The following is a 19,047-nucleotide window of genomic DNA, read 5'->3' on the forward strand; positions in this document are numbered from 1 at the left end:
TTTATATGACAGATTACACCCAATTTTTACCTGAACATGAAGTGCAGCACATTGGAAAATACGAGCTTTACGTTGAAGTTTATAAGGGAAATCAAGCATTAACCACAAAAACGATGGGCACATCTCCTCCGCTTTTATTTGTTCACGGAGCATACACAGGCAGCTGGATGTGGAGTAAGTACATCCCCCACTTTGTCGAGCTTGGATGGACTTGTTATGCAATGAATCTCAGAAGCCATTATAGAAGCCGGGTGATGGACATGACTCAAATAACGGTGGAGGATTATTTGGATGACATTCGTGAGGTGCTGTCCCTGCTTGGTGAACCTCCTATATTGGTGGGCTTCAGCATGGGCGGTATACTCAGTCAAAAGATTGCAGAGACCGCTGAGTTGGCAGGTCTGATTATCATCGACACCAGTATTAGCAAAGAAGTTCATGATGCCCTGCCTTACCCTGAAACGGATCGAATTCAACCAGGAATAATCATGCCAGCACCTTTACGTGAGGAGAACGAAACGATTGATGAAACCGTAGAGGATATCGACTTTCAACGGCACTATCTGCAAATGGAGTCGGCAAAAGCCTTTCGAACCTTTTCCGCTCTCTGCGGGGCAAAAGGAATATCTATTGACGGGAATCTGATTACTTGTCCCAGTCTGGTCATTAAAGCTGTGTTGTCAGAAGACGAGCATCAAAGAGGACAATTCACCGCGAAGCAGCTAGGAGCCAGTTATGCCGGGCTTTGGGATACAACACATACGGGTTTGCTTGTGGGTCAGCGATATAAGGAAGCCGTCAATTTAATACTCGAGTGGTTGAACAGGCATTACCAGTAAATTCTCTACTCCCTCAAGATTGAACTAAATCCGAATATGCGGGTCTATTTCGTCCTTATAAATCACATCTTTGAATAGTTAAGATTTATCTAATAATAACCTTAAATCTATTTGAAAATCCCCCTCAATACCTTTAGTAAGTTATGTAATACAACATTCATTATTTATATAATAAGCACAGTCACAATACTCAAATACTAAGGTAGAGGGAAGGAAAATAAAAATGGAAAAAATACACGCAACAAGATTTCAAACTTATGTGGATCAGGCCATTGACCGCGCTATCATCGAAAAAAGAATCGTAGGAACGGTTGTACAGGTTGCATTAGGAGGAGAAGTTATTTACAGCCGGGCGGCTGGTTATGCAGACAGGGAGCAAAAGCGTACCATGACGGAAAATGCCTTGTTTCGACTTGCTTCCGTAACTAAACCCATTGTGTCGACAGCGGCTCTGGCATTGGTATCCCAGGGAAAGCTGAATCTGCATGATCCGGTGATTCACTGGCTGCCTGCATTCCGGCCCAAGCTTCCTCATGGTCAGGAAGCTCAAATCACGATTCAGCAGTTGATGACACACACCGCAGGTTTGACCTATCGCTTCTTCCAGGAAGACCAAGGCACTTATGAACGTGCAGGGGTCTCGGATGGTATGGATTTATCTGAAATTAGTCTGGAGGAGAATCTGCAAAGGCTTGCTTCTGTTCCTCTTTTGTATGAGCCAGGAAACATGTGGAGATATTCCATCGCGACAGATGTACTCGGAGCCGTTATTGAAAAGGTAACCGGAATGTCATTAAGAGAAGCCGTTCAATTGTTGGTTACTCATCCTCTTCACATGACCGACACTGATTTTGTTGCCGTCGATTCGAATCGGTTGACCGCTGCATATGCTGATGGTTCTGATGAGCCTCGTCTTCTCCATAATGAGTTAGAGCAGGTTCCTTTTATTGAAGGTACTGCCGGTTTCCAGCTTGCCCCTAACCGTGCGAATAACACTTCTGTCTATGCATCAGGCGGAGCGGGTATGGTTGGGAGTACCGGAGATTTTCTTACTTTACTTGAGACATTGCGACAAGGAGGACAGCCTATTCTTACGGAAGCTGTTGCCACCAAGATGGCTGTGAATCAAATCGGTGAACTCGAGATGCCGTATTGGCCGGGAAGAGGGTTTGGGCTTGGGTTTACGATACTCAAAGACCCTGTTGCAGCTGGTACACCCGAATCCCCGGGGACGTGGCGGATGGGTGGAACCTACGGTCATTCCTGGTTTGTTGATCCCAAAGAAGAACTTAGTGTTGCAGCATTCACCAATACGGCACTTGAAGGAATGTCGGGCCAATTCACTACCGATATCTGTGATGCGATCTATGCAGGCATTCGGGAGAGCAAAAAGACTGCAAAAATATAAAGAGCATCAATATAAAGAGCGTAAATACCCGCCCAATCAGCATTGGACGGGTCTATTCATTAACGAAGCTAGGTTCTGCTAGTTGTTGCTACCCAAGCTTCTCTTCTTAAAAAGATAAATCCCGGCAACCAGGATAAACCAAACTGGCGTGACAAATAACGCCATCCGTGTATCCTCAGCCAGTGCCAATACCACCAGCACAAACGCGAGAAAAGCTAAAATCAAAACGTTTGAAAACGGATAAAGCGGCAGTTTGAAGCGGCTGCGAGTTGCCAGTTCGGGCTGCGTACGACGATATTTGAAATGACAGATCACCATGATTCCCCAGACAAATATAAAACATACCGTTGATACACTCGTAATCAGTGTGAATACCCCTTCCGGCATGATGTAGTTCAGCACAATCGCAATAAAGATGACAATCGTGGAGAACAATAGCGCATTGGCTGGAACCTTCCTTTTATTTACACGCGCAAACGAATCAGGGGCGTTCTGATCTTTCGCCATGGAGTAGATCATCCGGCTTGTACTGAAAATCGCACTGTTACATGCGGATGCCGCGGAGGTCAACACTACGAAATTCACCACACCAGCAGCCGCCGCAATCCCCACTGCGGCAAATACCTGCACAAACGGGCTTTCGGTTGGCAAAATCGCACTCCAAGGATAGATGCTCATAATAATGAACAAAGCACCCACGTAGAAAAGCAGTACCCGAATCGGAATCTGATTAATAGCTTTTGGAATGACCTTTTCGGGATTTTCCGTCTCTCCTGCGGTCAATCCGACGAGTTCCATCCCCACAAATGCAAACACGACCATCTGAAACGAGATAATGAAGCCATGCATTCCATTCGGAAACCAGCCCCCGTGACTCCACAGGTTAGTAAAGCTTGCTGAGCCCTGATTGGTTGTAAAACCTGTAAAGATCATATACAAACCAACTACAATAAGTGCCAAAATAGCGATAACTTTAATCAAGGCAAACCAAAACTCCATCTCCCCAAACAGCTTGACCGTAGCCAAATTCATCACCAGCAAGATGACCAAGGCAATTAGTCCCGGCATCCATTGAGGTACGTTCGGAAACCAGAACTGCGTGTATAAACCAACAGCCGTAATATCAGCCATCGCGATGGATATCCAGCAGAACCAATAGGTCCAGCCCGTAATAAACGCCGCCATATTTCCCAGGTAATCACGCACGAAATCCACAAAGGAATGATATTGCAAATTGCTCAGCAGCAGCTCTCCAAGTGCCCTCATGATCAGGAATAAGACAATGCCTGTAATGATGTACGCCAGCAGAATGGATGGACCGGTTAGCTGGATTGTTTTGCCCGCACCGAGAAACAACCCCGTTCCAATCGCCCCTCCAATTGCCATCAGCTGTACATGTCTGTTTTTCAGACCCCTTGTTAATGTTTCTTGCTGCATGGTACACCACCACTCTCTTTCTGTGCTTTCTCTCTCTCTCTGATGCAAAATAATATACCATCTAATATATAATAATCTTCCCTGAATACCTATCATTCTTTTTGATTATTTTTATTTTGATTATTTCTATAATGAATCAGATTTCGAAGCGTATAGGACTTCAATTTTTATCGAGGTCCATGAAATGCAAACAAGCTACCGCCTGTATGACACAGACAGTAGCTTGAAGTTTCCTTACCTTTTTCAGTTTCTTGGGGGAATTAATCCCCTCCCTCGTACCACAGCTCCAGCGGCAAACCAACCAGGGATTTGCCAATCCATTCTCTGGCAATGTTGTTGGAGGGACCCATGGCGATGCCTGCACGGGCATCACGGAAGAGGCGTTCAAACACGCCTTTTTTATAACCATAACCTCCGGTAACATCCAGCGCTGCTTTGGTCGCTTTGTTAGCTACTTCCGCAGCATGAATTTTGAACTCAACCAGCGGCAGGAACAGCTCGACTTGTGGTCTTCCCTGTGCCTGAAGTTCATCCAGCTGCTTCGCAAGAGATAACTGCCACGGCTTCAGGCTGGAGATCAGCACCTTCACTTCAGCCAACTGCTGGCGGATGATCTGGTAATCAGCCAAACGCTTGTTAAAGTCGCGATGAACCATGCCCTTCACATATTCGGACGCAGCCTCAAGTGCTGCCTCGGCAACTCCAAGCCAGGTGGAGCCCAGACCGATCAGATATACGGGGGATACACCACTTTCCAGAATTTCGCGTCCCTGTCCCTCCGTACCGAGCTTATCCTGGGCTGCAATCCGGACGCCTTCGTACGTGATCGGGCCACTATGGTTCCCCCGAACCCCGAGTGCATCCCATACCCCCGAAGTAATGCCTTCCAGTTTTCCATCGACAAGGAAAAAGCTCACATCTGTCGGCGTTTGTGCTCCTGGCGTGCGGGTCTGGGTTACATAAAAATCAGCTTGTCCCGAGCTTGTCGTGAACGACTTTTCCGCATTCAGAATGTAATCCTCTCCGTCCCGGGAAGCCTCGCTGAAATTAAACCACCAGTGACCTCCCGAAGCACGTTCGCTAGTAGAGTACGTACCAATCGCCCCATTGCGTACCGGCTTTAGCCAGCGCTCCTTCTGATCCTCATTTCCATAGAGAGCTATCGTCTGAACGGCTCCGACATGCATGACATACACCAGTGAAGTTGAAGGGCATCCCTTGGCAATTTCTTCTGCCGCAATCGCAAAGGCAACATGATCCAGTCCGCGTCCATCAAAGCGCTCGGGAATTAGCACGCCATTCCACCCGGTCTCGGCAAGCACGGCCAGATTCTCACGCGGGAACCGTCCCTCACGGTCAATCAGCTCTGCACGTGGTTTAATGGCTTCGTCGACAATGCCCCGAATTTCAGCTCTCAATTGCTCATAGTCAGGCAGGGTGTGAATCGTGTTTGATTGAATACTCATTGCGTCATCTCTCCTCTAATTAAAATAGAAATTCATCCCTCAATAACACGGACACAGATGTGCCAATTCAATTTACTTCATTGCATTATGTCTATCAAAAATCGATGGTCTGCTCATGTAGCCGTAACCCGGCTCAGCGCAGCCTCCTTCTCTTTAACCAGCGGCATGACCTTCTCACCGAAAGCCTGAATATCCTCATCGTAATGAAGAAAGCCGATCAGAACGAGGTCTACTCCAATCTTTTTCAACGCAATGATGCGGTCTGCCACCTGCTCCGGGGTACCAATCAAACCTGTTTTGAACCCGTCATTATATTGCACCAGATCGTCAAAATTGGAATTCGCCCACATTCCCTCCTGTTCAGGGGATGCTTTGCCTGCAAATTGGACCTGACTGCGGAAGCCCTCCACCGCCTCGGGGTCAGCATATCGAATAATCTGACGCAGTACTTCCACCGCTTCTTCTTCCGTATCCCGCACGATGGCAAATGCATTAACTCCGAATCGCAGCTTGCGGTTATAAGACGCAGCCCGCTCAGTCACATCTTCGATCTGGGTACGGAAACCATCGATGGTATTCCCGTTCATGAAATACCAATCCGAGACTCGTGCAGCCATGTCGCGTGCAGCCGCTGAATTTCCTCCCTGAAACACAGGGGGAATTACAGTCGGTTTGGGTTTGTGTGGCGCTTCATGAATACGGTAAAAGTCACCCTGGTGATTGGCATTGTCTTGCGTCCACAGCTCCTTCAGCACACGGATGAACTCTTCGGAGCGACGATAACGCTCGTTATGGTCCAGCCACGGTTCTCCGAATCCATGAAACTCTCCCTTGAACCAGCCGCTGACAATATTTACGGCAACCCGTCCCTGGCTGATATGATCGATCGTCGTGATCGCTTTGGCTACCGGACCGGGATGCCATAACCCTGGCAATATAGCTGCTATCAGCTTCAAACGATCTGTAACCACCGCGAGTGCAGAGGCCAGTGCAATGGCTTCCAGTTGATTTTCAGCCCCGTAGCTGGCCATAAATCTGGTTTGCAATAACGCATAATCAAAGCCTGCTTCTTCTGCGATTCTGGCATACCTTGCGTTATCCTCAAATGACCAGCCTGTTTTTTGCGGGATGCTGGAGATAACCAGACCGCCACTTACATTAGGAACCCAATACGCAAATTGCATAGACATGTTCAATCACCTCTTCAATGGAATGAATTATAGGTAAGGACCAAGGCCCTCTCTACCAGAGCGGAATACAACAAAAAAGACACCTTCAACCTATACATGTGAGGTGCCTTTAGTTCGTCTAATCGGCCAGAATATGATGTTTTCAATAGAGATATCGTAAAAAGCAGACAGCATCATTTGGGAGCCGCAGGCGCTTTTACCACATAATCAGGAAGGGTATTATTGGCAATCATCTCGCCAAAAGGACTGATAAATGACCGTTCGCCGTTGTTCCCGTATTGTGCGTAATTCAGCTTCGGAAACAACAGCTCGGCAGTACGGTAGGCTTCTTCCAGATGCGGGTACCCCGACATGATGAAGGTTTCAATGCCCAATGCCTCGTACTCCCTCATTCGCTCTGCAATCTGGTCAGGATCGCCTACAAGCGCTGTACCGGCACCGCCTCTGACTAGTCCAATGCCTGCCCACAGATTCGGGCTGATCTCCAGATTGGAACGATCCCCGTTATGCAGACTGGCCATGCGCTGTTGACCGACGGAATCCATACGAGCATAGATCTTCTGGGCGGAAGCAATGGTCTCTTCATCCAGATGAGCGATCAGATTATTCGCGGCCTGCCAGGCTTCTTCTGCGGTTGGACGAACAATGACATGAAGCCGGATGCCAAAGCGCAAACTTCTTCCCTTTCTGGCAGCAAGCTCTCGCATTCGGTTGATCTTGGCCTCTACCTGGTCAGGCGGCTCACCCCAAGTCAGGTATACATCCACGTGCTCGGCTGCCACCTCCATGGCAGCATCAGAGGAGCCACCGAAATAAAGCGGAGGATAAGGCTTCTGAATGGTCGGATACAGAACCGCTCCGCCGTGGACCTTTAAATATTTGCCGTCAAAATCGACTTCTTCGCCAGCCAGTTCCTTGCGCCATATGGTTAGAAATTCGTCTGTCAATGCGTAGCGCTCATCATGATCCAGGAATACCCCGTCTCCCTCAAGCTCGATCGGGTCACCTCCGGCTACGACATTGATCAGCAGTCTTCCTTTGGAAAAGCGATCCAATGTACTTGCCATTCGCGCCGCCGTGGTAGGCAGCATCAGCCCCGGACGCGCAGCGACCAAAAATTTCAGTTTGTCCGTTACCGATACCAGCGAGGACGCAACGATCCAGGCGTCTTCACATGATTTCCCTGTAGGCAGCAGCACTCCTGCAAACCCAAGCTCATCGGCGGCTTGTGCTACCTGCTTGCAATAGTGATACGTCACTGCCCTGGCGCCTTCTCGGGTGCCCAGAAATCTTCCGTCCCCATGTGTCGGGATAAACCAAAACAATTCCATTTTTTTCTCTCCTCCTGCTCATATGATGGCTACTCTGCTCTAGCTTTTCTCTTGAATCAGCTTCCAGACAGGAGCTGTTAACGACAATTTGTCATGTCGAACGTAATGGGATGCAAGCCCACGGATCGGATCACCTGCATAAAATTTTTCATACAACAGATGTCTTGCACCGAGCGGACTGCCGATGAGATCCCAGGCCAGCTTGAACAGCTCCACTTTTTTCTCGGCACTTACCGCAGCCCCTTCAAAATACAAATGCATAAGTTCGGAAATCGGACCGTAGAAGTCCTCAATTCCCGAAGGGGTCTGAACAAAGCCACCTGCACCAACTTGTTGAAGTATCTCGACAGCCCGTGGATAATATTTGGTTCCCAAATTCCGCGCCGTCTCCACATACGTTAGATCAGGAACGAGCACGCCTGACGCATCGGGCACGGCTTTGGCCTCCGCTGCAATAATCAGCGCCTTGATCACGTCAATCTGTGTCAGCAGTTCCCCCAGTTTCTCTTGAATATGCAGAAATCCGGTGACGCCAATCGACTCGGCTACTGCAAACGCCACCCCTGTCACAAATTCCAGCTTGGCTACAAAGCGCACAACATTTTGGTGAAAAGCCAGTCCATTGGCCGTGCGGTTCCCGCGAAGCTTCAGCACCTTGTCCGAATCTCCGTAGAGAAGCACCCTTTCCCACGGAATCAGGACATCATCGAAAAAAAGGACGGCATCCATCTCATCGTATCGTGCACTGAGTGGATGGTTACGTTCTCTGGCATCCGCAAACGATTCCCTGCACACAATATGTAGTCCTGGTGAATTCGCAGGTACGATTAAGACATGAGCATGTTTCTGATGCCGGGTCTGAAATTGCAGGAACGAAAAGATGAGAAAATCATGTGTATACGGAGCACCTGTCGCGATCATTTTGGCTCCCCTGACCACAATGCCTTCCGACGTTTCTTTCACCACATGGAGAAATCGCTCTGCGATTCGCTCATCATCCAGCCCGCTGGAACGATCAATCTGGGGATCAATGATGGCTGTCGTCAGAAAGAGGTCGCGGTCTCTGGCCTCGTGGTAATAGGTACTGATTTTGTCCACGAAGCGCGGGTCCAGCTGGGATAATTCATGCCGGGCCGCGTACCACCCGGTGACTAAGGAACGGGCGTAGTCGGATAACCGGCTCATCATGCCACTGGTACTGGAAGACCAGACTGCAAAGGACTGACTGCGCTTGTTCAGCTCGGCTGCTGAGTACGGAATGAGAAATGAGCTGTGTGCATACCGCTCCTGTCCATCCGGAGCAAAGCCTACTTGCTCCCGTTGAAGAGGATCATCCAGCATGTTAAACAGTTGCCTTATGGTAGACAATGTGCCTTTGAAAGCAGCATGCTCGGAAATATTCCTGACCTGTTGCCCTTCGAGCCATACACGCCGTCCATCCTCCAGACTGGATATGAAAGTGTCTCCCCTCAAAATGTCACCCCTTAATCAAATTTTATTTTTCCGATTGATTTGCTATGTTTTATTGTTTATCATAGCTAATATCCATTGGAGCGCAACAATCAATCATGCGAGTTTTGACGGTTACCGAACACAAATCCTGAATCTGTTGGGCAACGTCAAAATAAACTACAATTCGGCTTCATCTGGAGGTAGCTGAATGGTAAGCTCATTCCCATGGACGTATTAAATCCGGCTCTAGACGGTGTTGTTTAACCAACAATTCATCCCAATTTGTTGTATTCGAGGTGATATAAGGTGAATGAATCCCGAAGCATGGACCGAAGAATTCACAGAACTCGTGTCATGATCTCCGAAGCTTTTTTGACCATTATGGCCAAGCAAAATTACTCGGATATCAGTGTCGTAGACATTGCAGAACAAGCCAACATCAACCGCTCAACGTTCTATGCCCACTTTATAGACAAGGAGGATTTGCTCGATACCATCGTAAATGAGAAATTTCAGTTGCTGGACGATGTGCTCAAGGAACGTTGTGCTGCCATAGATGAGGTTCCCTCATTTGCCGAGCCTGACCCGATCTTTGCGGTCTTGTTTGAACACATCTTTGAGCATGATGAGTTCTACCGGGTCATGCTGCTGATCAATCCTGTTGGTAATTTCAGTACCAGGTTGAATGAGGTCATTAAAGCTCACTTTTTTCAACGAATAACCCGAATCGGGTTAAATCAAAAGGTACAGGTGCCATTGGACATTTTACTGGATCATCTCAGCTTCTCCACCAGCGGAATCATTCATAAATGGCTGGAAAACAACAAAGTTTACTCTCCGCATCATATGGCTCTGCAACTTACCCGTCTTGCCCGACTAGGCGTGTACACCGCGATGGGTGCGCATGCTTAAGAGATACGCACCCACGGAAGGAGCATATCAGAGATTCAGAGATTGCTCTGTTTGATCCTGTGTTACATCGCGTAAACGCACGTATGTATTTTCTGTTACATCTTCGTTCTTTTTTAAAGCAGATTAATGATCGATACATCCAATCCGCTTCATCTGATCCACCTGTGCATCAATCCGCTCCAGCTTCTCAGGGGCTTGAGCCCGGATATAGTATTCATGGGAAAAGCTCCAGACGCAGTGAGTCTGCTTCATTGCTTTCGTATACGAAAAAAGGACCGCCCTCCCTCATAATGAAAGGCCGCCCTTCTTATTTACTTTTGCACCACCGCAAGCCATATCTATTTCTGCTTATAGAACTCATGGTACAGCTTCATCAGCGCGCGTTTCTCGATCCGCGAAACATAACTGCGTGAAATGCCAAGTTCCTTGGCAATCTCGCGCTGGGTGCGCTCTTCTCCGCCAGCCTCCAGGCCAAAGCGGCCAATGACGACTTCTTTCTCCCGATCATCGAGTATGTCGAGATTACGATAAATTTTGCTTTTTTCAATTTTAAGCTGCACACGGTCTACCACATCATCGGCTTCGGTGCCGAGGATATCAATTAATGTAATTTCATTTCCCTCTTTATCCGTCCCAATGGGGTCATGCAGGGATACGTCTTTACGTGTTTTCTTCAGAGATCTTAAGTGCATTAAGATTTCGTTTTCAATACATCTGGCGGCAAAAGTCGCCAGCTTTGTGCCTTTGCCTTGCTGAAAGCTTTCGATGGCTTTGATCAATCCAATCGTTCCAATGGAAATCAGGTCCTCCTGATCTTCTCCGGTATTGTCAAACTTCTTGACGATATGCGCCACAAGACGCAGATTGTGTTCAATGAGCAGATTGCGCGAGTGGGCATTACCTTCAGCCATGAGGCGCAGGTGTTTGGCTTCGTCATCCTCAGCGAGCGGCTGGGGAAACGCATTGTTTTTGACATACGAAACGAGTAACGTTAATTCTTTGATGAACAGGGCTATTGCGGTAAACAATCCGGGCACAGATGACACCTCCTGCAGTTTTACAACGATCTGGCCTGAGCACATAAGGGAACAGGGTCGATCTATTGTATGTGGGCAGAGGCCTAGAAGTGCACGTACCATTAAATCTGCATCTAAATAAACACTTTACACACTCACCGTAACAATTGAACCCACTCTCTCCAGCAGCAAAAACTCTTTCTCTACACTTTCAATAAAATATTTCCTTTCACCAAACAAAATCACATCATGTTGTACCAGCCGAACTTCGCTTTTAAAATAGATCACGTTATCCGTTTCCCGAAATGCCCCTTTGTAATAAAACATCGTCATCAACTCCCTCACTTTCACGAAACCACCTATGTATGTCTCATCTTATACTATACTATTTACCCTTTCGATCTGAATCGGTTACACCCAAAAATACACAAAGCCTCAGGCACTATGAAATACAGGCCTGAGGCTGATGCTCATCCCATCGCTCCCCCTTAACGCTATACTCTTATTAAAGAATAGTGTGGATGGAACTTTGAGATGATTACTTTTGGATGGAAGCTGCTATACTATTTAAAAATGCGTTGCGCGAACTGATAGAGACCGCTGTTCCAAACCTTTGGCTCATGTCCGCCTACATCCTGATACCAAACGTGCGGAACGTTCATACTGCTGAGACCATTTTTAAAGTTCTGGCTCACCCACAGCAGACCGTCACTTCCTCCACAGGAAATCCAGAGCAATTTCAGTTTGCTGGCTGCCTGTCCAGGGTTTGTAATCAATTGGTTCACAGGCTTCGTATTCGGTGCTGCCGAGAAGGCGCCAACATAAGCGAACGTATCCAGATTCTTCAATCCGAAGTTGAGAGATTGTCCGCCCCCCATGGACAGACCAGCAAGTGCACGGCTGTTCTTGTCTTTATACACTGGATAGTTTGCCTCGATATGCGGAATGAGATCCTTCAGCAAATCTTGCTCGAATCGTTCAAACGCAGCAACCTTATCCGGTGCATAAATATCCCCCACCGGTCGGTCATCCTTCATCGCACGGCCATTCGGCATAACAACGATCATCTGGGACAGTTTTCCTTCCGAATACAGGTTGTCCAGAATATTCTTCGGTTTCATCGCGTTAACCCACTCGTACTCATCCCCGCCAATACCATGCAGGAGGTACAGCACGTTGTATTTCTTATTCGGTGAATATCCAGGCGGCGTGTATACCATCGCTTTCCGTGCATTGCCAACCGTCGTAGAATAATAGGTAATGAGGTTCGTATTCCCATGTGGAATGTTATTCCGATAGCCATCATACCCCGGTGGTGCCGGAACAACCGGCGTAGAGTTTAGGGTATTGTTCACCCCATTGTTGGAAGCATTGGTAGATTCATATGCAGTGTTCTGAGCAGAAAGTTCGCTAGATTCCGTGGCAGACGCCATCGTTGGAGCAAGCATAGCAACAACCATAGAAAGACTTAAAAGGATAGAAATACGTTTCTTCATTCACTTTTCTCCTCTCAATTGAGTTAATCATAGGCAATACCCCTGTCATGAAAGCCCTTACAAATAAATCCACCACCTCCCTTCCGTCACACGCACTGGGGATAGAATACGTTGAAATTTGTAAATTTAACTTGATTTCTCTCTTGCAAAATTACTTATATAGTATATTTAAACTTATTTATCCATTTTTTGCAACTATATTCGACACATTGTATCTACACATAATCTTTCTTTATATTAAGCAAAGAATCCACGCTTCTCTTTTCTAACAAAACCACACTATAAAAAAATGTAAATTACTGTTGTTAAATTGAATATTTTACCTTATTATAATCTCAAACAAGGAGGTGTCTATACCAAATTACAATATTTTCTCGTTTTCTCTTGTCTACAGGCATTTAGTTCACCAAGTCAGGCGGCATGATTGATTGTTCTGCAAACCAACTATTTCTTGGGAGGGAAATGATTGTGAACAAACTTCGCTCATCTATTCAAAAGACATGGGCCTCATTTTTGGTTTTCACGTTATTGCTGCCTTTACTTGTCGGTCTTTGGCCTACCAGTGCCTACTCTGCTTCTAACAACGAGGGAAAACTATACATAACGGCCGACAACGAATTCTCACTTTTTGTTAACGGTAAACAAGCAGGTAAAGGGGATGACTGGACCAAAGCCTATACATTCCCTGTTTCCATTCAACCTGGCACAAATGTTATTGCGGTTCAAGCCAAGGACTGGGGTTCGTATGCCGGACTGCTGGCAGATCTCAGTTATGAAGATGAAAATCTGGTTACTGACTTCAACTGGAAAGTATCTGAACGATACGTTGAGGGTTGGGAACAACCAAGATTCGATGATACATCCTGGGCGCGCGCTTCAGATTTTGGACGTTATGGCATTGATCCATGGCAACAAATCCAAGGCATGCCGGAAGAGACAAGTGCACGTTGGATCTGGGCAGGCAAAACAAATGTGGATGCCCCTGTTACGGAAGCTTATTTCCGCATCACGTTTACCATTTCGGAAGACGGCCTGGGGGTCAGTAGTCCGATTACATCCTCCGGCCAGTTTGAGCAGGTGGATTATCAATTAAAACCGACACAACCTATGCCATCTTCCATCGTGCAGAAACTACCCGTCGTTAATTCCGTCTTCGAAACAGTGGAAGATAAAGGTTCAATCGAACTGAATTCCCGAGAAGCCGCTTCGATTGGAAACCTGCTTTCTCCTGGCCAGATATTTCTGGATGAATCCTCCGCCAGGGCAATCAAAGTTGCGAGCACCAGCAAAAGTAAAGATGGATTAATGGTAGATTACACCACGCCTGGTGTAGATGAACTGTTTGATTACTATGATATTCCTGAGCAGGAAGTTTCTTTGGAAGAACGAAATATTGTCATGCCTGATCTGGATATGGTGCTGGAAAGCAATGAACGGCCTGACGCCTCCTCTCTATCAGATGAGCAGACAAACATGGATCAAGAGATCAAACATTTCAACATCGATAACACACTCCAGCAAGACGCTAATCTCTCGAATCCAGATGTTCAGACCAATGAAGCCCTTACAGCCGTTGATCCTACGGACCTGGTTGACCACACGTTAGATCAGAGCGTCGAAACTCCGATTCATGAAATTGACGAAACCTTGATCCATCAGGGTGAAGAAGCTCCAGTAGGTCTGGATCAAACCAATTCCGCAGACCTCACTGATGCAAACGCCATCGATATGAATGAGCTTATTCGCACCGCCGGGGCAGGGGATTTTGCAACTTGCAAAAAGTCAGGCAACGAGTTTGTCTGCGACTTCAAAAAAGTGCTTGTGAATCAACAGAATGCAAACGGTAACAAAGTTTACGTTGAAGCAGGCGGCAAACTTACATTGATCGCACCCAAGGTAACAGGAAAATATGGTTTCTGGGGAAAATACGATCTGAAATTTACAGCAGGCGAGAAAGCGAACGTCTACATTAAAGGCGATGCCAAATTCAAAAAAGAAGTTAAAGTGCCGATTATGGGCTTCAATATCGGCGCAGGCAGTCTGGGCTCCGTATCCGTTGGGGTATTCCTTGTCATCGGTATTGATGGCAATGTCACATTTGAATTCCAAGTGGATCAGGGGTATACCGTCACTCTAGGTGTAAAAGGTAAAACACGGGCCTATATTCCTGTACAAATCAAGCCTTACAGCAATGTGAGCCGTTATCTTACCGTCACACATAAAATTGAAGGACAAGTTACGGCTTGGGCAGGAGCCAAAGCCGAAGTAAGTTTGAAAATTGCAGGCAAGAAAATATTAGAGGTCAGTGTGTTCGCAGGCATTGAGGCCACAGGAAAATGGACAAGTAGCAACAGTGTGCCAAGCACCATGTCCCTTACCATTGATGCGCTCGTGAAGGGGGAAGGAGCTGTATTTAATAAATCCTTCAAACTCTTTGAACTACGCTGGAATCTGGTAAGACTGGTGAAAAACCCTACCAATCCGGGAACCGGGCAGAACCTCGCGAGAAATGCAACCATAACCGCATCCTCCACCTATCCGGGGTACTCAACAGCCCGAATCAATGACGGCGACCGTAACACGGCGCTTGGGGAAAGTTATAGCTGGGCAAACAATCGTAATTCATCATTACCGCAATATGTCGTTCTTGATCTGCCTGCATCCAGTTCCATTCAGCGGATCGATCTATATACAACCAAGGGTTATGTCCTTGCCAACTACGACCTGCAATACTGGAATGGTTCAAGCTGGGTAAACCTGGTTCAAATCACAGGCAACCAGGAGACGACACGATCACATACCTTTACAGCAGTTAACACCTCCAAGGTCCGTGTCGTCGCTAGCAGAGGACCTTCACATCAGCCAACCTATGTCCGAATTAACGAGCTTGAAATCTATTAAAATGCAGTAAAATGCAATAAACCTCAGCTTTCTTGTTTTCAACAAGAGGCTGAGGTTTATCTTTTGTTATTTCGTACACACAGTAATTTAAGGAACCGGCAGTCGGTTAGTGAGCATTAGCAGGATATATACCCTCTGCACCATCTGGTAAAGATTTCTTATCCTGCTTAAACAAGCTGAGTAACAATCCAAGCAAGCCAAGCGCTGCAATGACTGCAGCATAGATTGGCACTGATATCAGTCCCGTATGTGTAATGGCAAATCCGCCGATATAAGCTCCCGCTGCATTCCCCAGATTAAACGCAGAGTGACTGGATGTCGTCGCCAGCAGCGGAGCTTCACGCGTCATATTCATAATGCGAATCTGAAGTCCTGGCATAATGCCAAAGGCTGCGACACCCCAGAAGAAGATCGTGATTACCGCCAACACCGGATTGTGCAGTGTCAGCGTTAATGCAGCGAGTAGCGCAGCAAGAATACCGAAGTTCACAATCAGTGAAGGCATAAGCTTCCAGTCCGCCAGACGGCCACCAACCATATTCCCTAGTGTGACACCGAAGCCAAACAGCACCAGTATCCAGGTTACACTCTTCTCCGCAAAGCCGCTAATATCAACCAGCATCGGCGTAATGTAGGTGAAAACTGCAAACAAGCTTCCGCAACCCATTGCTCCGATAAGGAGCACAAGCAATACCTGTGGACGGATCAGATTGCGGAACTGTTGTCCCAGGTTAGCTGGTGTTCCTTGCGGAATAACCGGGATAAAACGAATAATACCAAGCAATGAAACAATGCCGAGAATGGTAATCGCGCCAAAAGAAGAACGCCAGCCAAGCTGTTGACCGATAAATGTCCCAAACGGAACACCGATAATATTAGCGATGGTCAGTCCCGCAAGCACTACCGATACCGCTCCTGCCCTCCGGTCTGGTGTTACAAGCTTGGTAGCCATGATTGAACCTACACCAAGGAACGTGCCGTGAGCAAATGCCGTCAGGATACGTGCCGAGATGAGTAGCCCATACGTAGGCGCTATGACAGACAAGGCGTTACCTACTATGAAAATGCACATCAGCAGCACCAATAGTTTTTTCTGCGGAATCTTGTGTGTGAACACGGTTAAAATAGGAGCGCCTACGGCTACGCCGAGTGCATATCCCGTAATTAATTGTCCCGCCTGTGGAATGCTTACGTTCAGATCCGTTGCCACATTAGGCAATAAACCCATAATGATGAATTCGGTCATGCCAATGGCGAATGCCCCAATCGTCAAGCACAACAGCGACAAAGGAAACGGTTTACGTTTGCCAGACTTTGAAGTCTGTGACTTACTCGTGGATGCTGCCGATTCACCCCGTTCATCTGTTGAATGGTCTAATGAATGTTCTGTCTTACTCATGATGTTTTCCCTTCTCCTGTCCCTCATATATCTATTGTTTTACGCCATGCTCTTTCTCTACATGTTCTATGATTTTCTCTGCGCGGTGTTGCCCAAAGCTTTTAACCATAATGTCTCATTTAATTGAGCAAATGTATCTCTCATTGCCAGCTTGTCCTGCCACTGGGATGGAATCCCACTTCGCCCGTAATACGCACCCGCAATCTGTCCATAGACAGCACCGGTTGTATCTGCATCATCTCCCAGATTAACGGCAAGCAACACGCCATCTGAAAAACCGGATGACTTGTTGAACGCCCACAGCGCGGCTTCCAGAGAACGAACCACATACCCGCTGCCTTGAATTTCGGGCGGTTCTTTACGCTCGTATGACCCCATAACCACTGCTTCGATGGCAGGTGAAAAAGAACTCCTTTTCTCCGTCCGCCAGCGCTTCATCGTCTCTGGAGATAACATTGTCGCCTTGTCTGCTCCATGGAATCCCGCCACAAGAATGGCTGCCAGCACTTCGCAAGCCTCTACACTTTCCGTCGCTGCATGTGTTGTTCGCGAACTCAGCCCTGCGTAACGAACCGCCTCCGACGGTTGAAGCGCATAAGCCATGGCAACTGGAGCAAGTCTCATGATGGAGCCATTGCCCGCAGTCATGGGGTCCGTTGATCCACTGTAGGCTTCACCGGTTCGAGCAAATCGTTCAAGCGCGCTTCGCGTAGCTCCACCAATATCAAAACAATCTCCGGTACTGCTCATATAACCGATCTTATACCAATTCGTATAGCGGCGCATTTGATCAGCGGGATCGAAATTGGGCTGACGCACAAGACTTTCCGCCAAACATAGAGCCATAGAGGTATCGTCCGTCCATTCTCCCGCTTTTAATCCAAACACTCCGCCGCCCACCATATCTGTAACAGGTTCGAAGGTTCCTGGACTGCTGAATTCAACGGTTGTTCCGAGGGCATCTCCCACTGCAAGCCCGATCAAACTACCCTCAAAACGATCTCTTTGCAGCATGTTCTCTTCCTCCTTCACATCACTTATCGCGTTACAAGCTCATTCTCTTATTTTCCCACATGCGCTGATCTGCCGTAAAGCAAATTAAACAAAACATGCCGATTCATTTCTTCTATTATAAACGTGTCGAAAGCTGTTGGATGGTCAAATACGATCCATTTTCAACAATTTTTTTTATTTTTTTCGTGCTGAAAAAACCGTTCATCCATTACACCGCTTACATGCAAAGGGCTTAACGATTTGCAAGGTTTTACATTTTCAGAAAACAAGTCACACATATGAAAATTTACAATGTAAACATTCATGACACACTTGACCCTCTTCTTCGTCCTGTGGTACGGTTTTATTAGATCTAACGCATATTTTTTCCCAGATTAATATTCATTTTCAGCTTTTCGCGTCAACTAATGTTCCGCAGGTTAATGAATATACGGGAATTGATTTGCAGAAAATTTACGAAACAAAATGTTTTATTTCCAATCCCAACACAAATTCTGAAAACAGGAGGAACAAATGTATGATTAAGGCACTGATTTTTGACTTCGACGGAACGATTATTGACACAGAGACAGCGTGGTATATTGCATTTCGGGATGCGTACAAAGAACACGGTGTTGATCTGACACTTGATATGTACTCCGGGTGCATTGGTACCAGTCTCAAAACCTTTAATCCGTACGAATACCTGATCACAGATTTGAACCTTCCGATTGATCGGGATGAGTTCAGGGAATCGGTTCAATTGCAACATGCTGCATTGATGAACAAAGAGAAGGTTCGCCCAGGTATACATGAATATTTGGAACAAGCAAGCAAAGCCGGCATAAAGCTCGCTGTAGCTTCCAGTTCCAAACGTGAATGGGTAGAGCAACACCTGGAGCAACTGAAATTAAAAGACTATTTCGAAGTGATCCGCACGGCAGATGATGTTGCCAACGTAAAGCCCGATCCGGAACTATACAATCAAGCACTGGAAGCCCTTGGAGTAACTGCAGACGAGGCCGTAGCCATTGAGGATTCACCTAACGGCGCGCGTGCAGCAGCTGCTGCTGGAATGCATTGCGTTGTCATATCGAATACCATCACTGGAACGTTGGCATTCGATATGCCTCACCAGCGGCTATCCTGCCTGACCGACCTGCCATTTAACGATTTGATCTCGAAGCCACTCGTCACCACCGCCTAA

Annotated in this window: 16 protein-coding genes; 5 read left to right on the forward strand and 11 right to left on the reverse strand. The window is 47.0% G+C overall.

Features of this window, described 5'->3' with window-relative positions; all coding sequences use genetic code 11:
• The first annotated feature begins 5 nt into the window (after positions 1-5).
• Positions 6-839: an alpha/beta fold hydrolase gene (locus tag FS818_RS13110; RefSeq protein WP_145332294.1), complete on the forward strand. Its 834-nt coding sequence runs from the start codon at positions 6-8 to the stop codon at positions 837-839.
• 223 nt (positions 840-1,062) lie between these two features.
• On the forward strand, positions 1,063-2,247 hold the full coding sequence (locus FS818_RS13115) for a serine hydrolase domain-containing protein (protein WP_145332296.1): 1,185 nt from the start codon (positions 1,063-1,065) through the stop codon (positions 2,245-2,247).
• A 78-nt stretch (positions 2,248-2,325) separates the two neighbouring features.
• Here the strand turns inward: FS818_RS13115 and FS818_RS13120 are convergent, their stop codons facing one another.
• The 5 genes from FS818_RS13120 to FS818_RS13140 form a co-directional block, all read right to left on the reverse strand.
• Complete coding sequence (locus FS818_RS13120) at positions 2,326-3,684, reverse strand: amino acid permease (protein ID WP_145332298.1); 1,359 nt, start codon at positions 3,682-3,684, stop codon at positions 2,326-2,328.
• A gap of 260 nt (positions 3,685-3,944) precedes the next feature.
• Positions 3,945-5,150 (reverse strand): acyl-CoA dehydrogenase family protein, encoded by a 1,206-nt coding sequence (locus FS818_RS13125; RefSeq protein ID WP_145332300.1) that lies wholly within the window; start codon positions 5,148-5,150, stop codon positions 3,945-3,947.
• Positions 5,151-5,263: 113 nt separating this feature from the next.
• Positions 5,264-6,340 (reverse strand): dimethylsulfone monooxygenase SfnG, encoded by a 1,077-nt coding sequence (gene sfnG / locus FS818_RS13130; protein WP_145332302.1) that lies wholly within the window; start codon positions 6,338-6,340, stop codon positions 5,264-5,266.
• A 173-nt stretch (positions 6,341-6,513) separates the two neighbouring features.
• Positions 6,514-7,671 (reverse strand): FMNH2-dependent alkanesulfonate monooxygenase, encoded by a 1,158-nt coding sequence (gene ssuD, locus FS818_RS13135; RefSeq protein WP_145332303.1) that lies wholly within the window; start codon positions 7,669-7,671, stop codon positions 6,514-6,516.
• 39 nt (positions 7,672-7,710) lie between these two features.
• Positions 7,711-9,144, reverse strand: coding sequence for a 4-hydroxyphenylacetate 3-hydroxylase family protein (locus FS818_RS13140; RefSeq protein ID WP_145332305.1), 1,434 nt, complete (start codon positions 9,142-9,144; stop codon positions 7,711-7,713).
• Between the two features lie 303 nt (positions 9,145-9,447).
• On the opposite strand from FS818_RS13140, the gene FS818_RS13145 reads away from it, so the two are divergent.
• Positions 9,448-10,035, forward strand: coding sequence for a TetR/AcrR family transcriptional regulator (locus FS818_RS13145; RefSeq protein ID WP_260984651.1), 588 nt, complete (start codon positions 9,448-9,450; stop codon positions 10,033-10,035).
• Between the two features lie 123 nt (positions 10,036-10,158).
• Here FS818_RS13145 and FS818_RS29285 read toward each other — a convergent pair whose 3' ends face one another.
• The 4 genes from FS818_RS29285 to FS818_RS13160 form a co-directional block, all read right to left on the reverse strand.
• Positions 10,159-10,287, reverse strand: coding sequence for a hypothetical protein (locus tag FS818_RS29285; RefSeq protein ID WP_260984650.1), 129 nt, complete (start codon positions 10,285-10,287; stop codon positions 10,159-10,161).
• 86 nt (positions 10,288-10,373) lie between these two features.
• Positions 10,374-11,072 carry an RNA polymerase sporulation sigma factor SigK gene (gene sigK, locus FS818_RS13150; protein ID WP_090915017.1) on the reverse strand — a complete coding sequence of 233 codons (699 nt, stop codon included), beginning with the start codon at positions 11,070-11,072 and terminating at the stop codon, positions 10,374-10,376.
• 126 nt (positions 11,073-11,198) lie between these two features.
• Complete coding sequence (locus FS818_RS13155; protein WP_145332309.1) at positions 11,199-11,378, reverse strand: hypothetical protein; 180 nt, start codon at positions 11,376-11,378, stop codon at positions 11,199-11,201.
• A gap of 236 nt (positions 11,379-11,614) precedes the next feature.
• Positions 11,615-12,547 carry an alpha/beta hydrolase gene (locus FS818_RS13160; protein ID WP_145332311.1) on the reverse strand — a complete coding sequence of 311 codons (933 nt, stop codon included), beginning with the start codon at positions 12,545-12,547 and terminating at the stop codon, positions 11,615-11,617.
• Positions 12,548-13,015: 468 nt separating this feature from the next.
• Between FS818_RS13160 and FS818_RS13165 the strand changes: the two genes are divergently transcribed.
• Positions 13,016-15,448, forward strand: a complete 2,433-nt coding sequence (locus tag FS818_RS13165) for a galactose-binding domain-containing protein (RefSeq protein ID WP_145332313.1) — start codon at positions 13,016-13,018, stop codon at positions 15,446-15,448.
• A 106-nt stretch (positions 15,449-15,554) separates the two neighbouring features.
• Here FS818_RS13165 and FS818_RS13170 read toward each other — a convergent pair whose 3' ends face one another.
• Together FS818_RS13170 and FS818_RS13175 are read right to left on the reverse strand one after the other, a co-directional pair.
• Entirely contained in the window at positions 15,555-16,847 is a 1,293-nt protein-coding gene (locus FS818_RS13170; protein ID WP_260984646.1) for an MFS transporter, read from the reverse strand.
• 66 nt (positions 16,848-16,913) lie between these two features.
• Positions 16,914-17,861 carry an ADP-ribosylglycohydrolase family protein gene (locus FS818_RS13175; protein WP_145332315.1) on the reverse strand — a complete coding sequence of 316 codons (948 nt, stop codon included), beginning with the start codon at positions 17,859-17,861 and terminating at the stop codon, positions 16,914-16,916.
• A gap of 517 nt (positions 17,862-18,378) precedes the next feature.
• Between FS818_RS13175 and FS818_RS13180 the strand changes: the two genes are divergently transcribed.
• Entirely contained in the window at positions 18,379-19,047 is a 669-nt protein-coding gene (locus tag FS818_RS13180) for an HAD family hydrolase (protein ID WP_145332317.1), read from the forward strand.

It is taken from the genome of Paenibacillus xylanexedens, from assembly GCF_007680605.1.
Classification (GTDB): Bacteria; Bacillota; Bacilli; order Paenibacillales; family Paenibacillaceae; genus Paenibacillus; species Paenibacillus xylanexedens_B.

Bases quoted from the DNA above. Each gene is read 5' to 3' on its own strand.
- FS818_RS13110 (WP_145332294.1), top strand. From the start codon at position 6: ATGACAGATTACACCCAATTTTTACCTGAACATGAAGTGCAGCACATT.
- FS818_RS13115 (WP_145332296.1), top strand. From the start codon at position 1,063: ATGGAAAAAATACACGCAACAAGATTTCAAACTTATGTGGATCAGGCC.
- FS818_RS13120 (WP_145332298.1), bottom strand. From the start codon at position 3,684: ATGCAGCAAGAAACATTAACAAGGGGTCTGAAAAACAGACATGTACAG.
- FS818_RS13125 (WP_145332300.1), bottom strand. From the start codon at position 5,150: ATGAGTATTCAATCAAACACGATTCACACCCTGCCTGACTATGAGCAA.
- sfnG (WP_145332302.1), bottom strand. From the start codon at position 6,340: ATGTCTATGCAATTTGCGTATTGGGTTCCTAATGTAAGTGGCGGTCTG.
- ssuD (WP_145332303.1), bottom strand. From the start codon at position 7,671: ATGGAATTGTTTTGGTTTATCCCGACACATGGGGACGGAAGATTTCTG.
- FS818_RS13145 (WP_260984651.1), top strand. From the start codon at position 9,448: ATGGACCGAAGAATTCACAGAACTCGTGTCATGATCTCCGAAGCTTTT.
- FS818_RS29285 (WP_260984650.1), bottom strand. From the start codon at position 10,287: ATGAAGCAGACTCACTGCGTCTGGAGCTTTTCCCATGAATACTATATC.
- FS818_RS13155 (WP_145332309.1), bottom strand. From the start codon at position 11,378: ATGTTTTATTACAAAGGGGCATTTCGGGAAACGGATAACGTGATCTAT.
- FS818_RS13160 (WP_145332311.1), bottom strand. From the start codon at position 12,547: ATGAAGAAACGTATTTCTATCCTTTTAAGTCTTTCTATGGTTGTTGCT.
- FS818_RS13170 (WP_260984646.1), bottom strand. From the start codon at position 16,847: ATGAGTAAGACAGAACATTCATTAGACCATTCAACAGATGAACGGGGT.
- FS818_RS13175 (WP_145332315.1), bottom strand. From the start codon at position 17,861: ATGCTGCAAAGAGATCGTTTTGAGGGTAGTTTGATCGGGCTTGCAGTG.
- FS818_RS13180 (WP_145332317.1), top strand. From the start codon at position 18,379: ATGATTAAGGCACTGATTTTTGACTTCGACGGAACGATTATTGACACA.